Genomic DNA, 3,689 nt, shown 5'->3' with positions numbered 1-3,689 from the left:
AACCCCTTGAATCCGCACCTGCTCACCCGCCTGCGCCGGCGTCATGGCCGCGGGGCGGTTGGGCATCGCGCCCAGCGCATGCACGCCCAGCGGCATGCGGGCCAGCACGGGCGTGTCGCGCACGTGGCCGTTCACCAGCACGCCGCTCCAGCCGTTTTGCACGCCCATACCCGCCATGCGGTCCCCCAGAATCGCGTGCGCGGCGCTGCCCAGCCCATCCACCACCAGCACACGGCCCAGTCCCGGTTCCGCCAGCAGGCCCGCCAGCGACAGTGCGCCGTCTTCGGCGGGCGAGGGCACCGCCACCACTTGGCCGAAATACCAGGATCGACCGCCGAACGCGCGAAAGACGGGCGGCAGCACACGCAGGTCCCAGTCGGCCTGACCCATGCAGGTGTCGCACAGGTCGGCGGTGGTCCAGTTGACGTCGGGGGCGCTGCTGTAGCTGGGCGGAGTGAAGGAAGCGGTCATGGCGCATCTTGCCATGCCGGACGGCGGGGATCACTAGGGTTCCCCCCACTTCGCGCGCCCCGAAGCCCAGCTTCACAAATCCTTAATTGGCAGCCAATCCGGGCTGCGTCAGAGTGCGCAACAGAGAAAGCGGCCGCCAGATGCCGTTTCCGGCCGCGCGCATGGATATCGCGGCCCGCCGCAAGGCGCCTTCGCACGGAAAAAAACACCCTGTCGACGATGTGAACCCGGGACACACCCGGAGCTTGCTGATCGGCCGCGCCGTCCGGGCTGCGGCTTACCCCTGTTGGTCCGAGGAGACAACAATGAGCAAGAGCTGGAAGGCAATGGTTGGGGCGGTGGCGGTCATGGCGGGCGGATGGGCACATGCTGCCGACGCGCCGCCGGTGGACGTGAAGCTGATGCAGCTCTCGGTGGGCAAGATCGAGCTGGACAAGGGGTTCATGACCGCCATGGTCGACGTCGGCACCAAGATCAAGATTCCGGTGCCGGCTTACGTGATCCAGCACCCGCGCGGCCTGGTGCTGTTCGACACCGGCATGAACCAGGCCACGGCCGACGGCAATTGCGCCAATTATTGGGGGCAGGGCCTGTGCGGCGCGTTCAATTCCATCCAGGGCCGCGACGAGGTCATCGACCGCCAGCTCAAGGCCGCCGGCTTTGACGTGAGCGACGTGAAGTACGTCGTGTACTCGCACTTCCATCTGGATCACGCCGGCAACATCAAGATGTTCCCCAAGGCCAAGCACGTGGTGCAGAAGGCCGAGCTGCGCGCCGCCTGGTGGCCCGAGAAATTCCAGCGCGCGGCCTACGTCATGAAGGACTTCGACACCACGCGGGACTACGATTTCATCCAGGTCGAGGGCGACTTCGACCTGTTCGGCGACGGCACCATCGTGCTGCTGGACACCAAGGGCCACACGCAGGGCCACCAGTCGCTGCAGGTCAAGCTGCCCAAGACCGGCACTGTGCTGCTGGCGGCCGATGCCATCTACACGGGTGAAAACGAGGCTGGCGTCATTCCGGGCATCACCTGGAACACGGCGGCGTCCATGCAGGCCATCGACCGTCTCAAGCAGATCCGCGACGCGCGCCAGGGCCAGCTCTGGTACAGCCACGACGCGGAGCAGCACGCGCAGAACGCCAAGACCAAAGTGTTCGACTAAAAGGCGCGCCATGGAGCCCGCCGTCGCCTTGCACCAGGTCTGCAAGTCGTTCGGATCCCGTCAGGTTCTGGAATCCCTCAGCCTGTCCGTCAGGCCGGGGGAGATCTTGGGCCTGCTGGGGCCGAACGGCAGCGGCAAGACCACCACGCTGCGCCTGATGGCGGGCTTTTATACGCCCGACAGCGGGCGCATCACGATCCGGGGGCGCGAGCCCGCGCCGGGCCGCGGCAACGCCGACATCGGCTATCTGCCCGAACGCGCGCCGCTCTATGACGCGTTGACCGTTACGCAATATCTGGAGTTCGGCGCGGGCGTCAAAGTGCAGGGCGGCGCCAGCGCACGCCGCCTGGCCATCGAACGGGCCATCGACGGCTTCGATCTGCAAGGCGTGGCGCGCTCGGTGATCGGGCGTCTGTCCAAGGGGCAGCGCCAGCGCGTGGGGCTGGCGCAGGCGGTGCTGAACGACCCGCCCGTGCTGCTGCTGGACGAAGCCACCAACGGCCTGGATCCCGTGCAGATCGTGGAAGCCCGCGCAATGATCCGCCGCTGCGCGGAAGGCCGCGCGGTGGTGTTCAGCAGCCATTTGATGCAGGAGGTCGAGGCGCTTTGCTCGCGCATCGCGATCCTGCGGCAGGGCCGGTTGGTCGAGGACCAGCCGCTGGGCGAATCGCGGGCGGCGCTGCAATTGCAGCTGGCGTTGCCCGCCGCCGGGCATGCCGCACTGCACGCCGCGTTGTCGGCGTGCGCGGGCGTGAAAGCTGTGGAGATCACGCTGCTGGATGCCGGCACCAGCAAGTGGCGCATCACGTGGGATGCACCGGGTGCAAGCGCGGCCGGCAACAAGACCGCCAGTGCGACTACCAACGCCGCCGCCTGCGACGCGGTCATGCGCACCGCGCTGGCGCACGCGGAACTGCGCGCCGTGCTGCCCGCGCAGGAAGCGGTCGAAGCCCGCCTGCTGGCGGCGCTGGCGCCCAACGATCCCCCATTACGGAGACGCGCATGACGGGTTTCGCGGCGTTGTACCGCAAGGAACTGCGCACCGACTTCGGCTCGCCCGTGGCGCTGGCCGTCGTGGCGGTGTTCTGGGCGTTGTCGGGCTATCTGTTCAGCTTCAACCTGTTCTTCGTCAGCACCGGCCAGATGGTGACGGCGTTTCACAACATGACCATCCTGCTGATGCTGGTGATGCCGCTGGTCAGCATGCGCGCCTTTGCCGAAGAGGCGCGGCAGGGAACGCTGGAGCTGCTGCTGACGCTGCCCCTGTCGGACTTCACGCTGGTCGCGGCCAAGTTTGCGGCCGGGCTGACCATGCTGGCGCTGATGCTGGCCGGCACCATGTCGGCGGTGCTGCCGCTGGCCTGGTACGGGCAACCTGACTACGGTCCCATCGTGGGCGGGTACATCGGCGTGTTCCTGTACGGCGCGCTCTTCCTGGCGATCGGCATTGCCGTGTCCAGCGCCTGCTCGAACCAGATCGTCGCCGCCAGCGCCACGTGGGGCATCCTCGTGTTGCTGTGGTTCATCGACTACCCGGCGGCGCTGGATGCGTTTCCGGCGCTGTCGCCGTTCTTCCAGGCCCTGTCGCTGTCGGCGCAGCATGTGGACTTCATCCGGGGCGTGCTGCCCGGACCCGCCACCGTCACGCTCGCCAGCGTGGCCATGCTGGCGTTGATGGTGGCCTCCGTCAATCTGAAGCGCTGGAGGCTGCGATGAGCCCCGCCGTGCGCCGCGCCGGACGGCGGCTGTCGCTGTGGCTGCCGGTGCTGGCCGTGGCCGCGCTGCTGCTGGCGTTGAACCTGTGGGCGTCGCGGCATCTGGGCCGCATCGACCTGACCGCGCAGCGCGTGTACAGCCTGGCCCCTGAAAGCCTGGAAGTCGCGCGGCAAGTGCGTCAGCCGGTCGAGGTGACGTGGTTCTACGACCTGCGCAACAAGAGCATGGTCGACGCGCTGGAACTGCTGCGCCAGTACGAACGCGAGAACCCGCTGATCCGCGTGCGCGGCGTCGACCCGGCGCTGCGCCCGGCCGAGGCGCGCGCCGCCGGCATCC

At 68.0% G+C, this 3,689-nt stretch carries 5 protein-coding genes; 4 read left to right on the top strand and 1 reads right to left on the bottom strand.

From position 1 onward, the window contains the following. The coding region (locus B3446_RS04785) for a ribonuclease (RefSeq protein ID WP_291378056.1) at positions 1 to 471 on the bottom strand (471 nt) is incomplete at its 3' end. 305 nt (positions 472 to 776) lie between these two features. Here B3446_RS04785 and B3446_RS04780 point away from each other — a divergent pair. From B3446_RS04780 to B3446_RS04765, 4 genes are all read left to right on the top strand, one after another. Continuing rightward, positions 777 to 1,637: an N-acyl homoserine lactonase family protein gene (locus B3446_RS04780; protein ID WP_191579104.1), complete on the top strand. Its 861-nt coding sequence runs from the start codon at positions 777 to 779 to the stop codon at positions 1,635 to 1,637. Positions 1,638 to 1,647: 10 nt separating this feature from the next. Further along, positions 1,648 to 2,643, top strand: coding sequence for an ABC transporter ATP-binding protein (locus B3446_RS04775; protein ID WP_291378053.1), 996 nt, complete (start codon positions 1,648 to 1,650; stop codon positions 2,641 to 2,643). Next, positions 2,640 to 3,353, top strand: a complete 714-nt coding sequence (locus B3446_RS04770) for an ABC transporter permease (RefSeq protein ID WP_291378051.1) — start codon at positions 2,640 to 2,642, stop codon at positions 3,351 to 3,353. The genes B3446_RS04775 and B3446_RS04770 overlap by 4 nt, the downstream gene beginning before the upstream one ends. Next, positions 3,350 to 3,689 (top strand): DUF7088 domain-containing protein (locus B3446_RS04765; RefSeq protein ID WP_291378049.1); only part of this gene is annotated, 340 nt, incomplete at its 3' end. The genes B3446_RS04770 and B3446_RS04765, both read left to right, overlap by 4 nt.

It is taken from the genome of Achromobacter sp. UBA5777, from assembly GCF_002418565.1.
Taxonomy (GTDB): Bacteria; Pseudomonadota; Gammaproteobacteria; order Burkholderiales; family Burkholderiaceae_B; genus Achromobacter; species Achromobacter animicus.
Note: the sequence above shows the minus strand (reverse complement) of the source record. Positions and strands in the feature narration are given on the sequence as shown.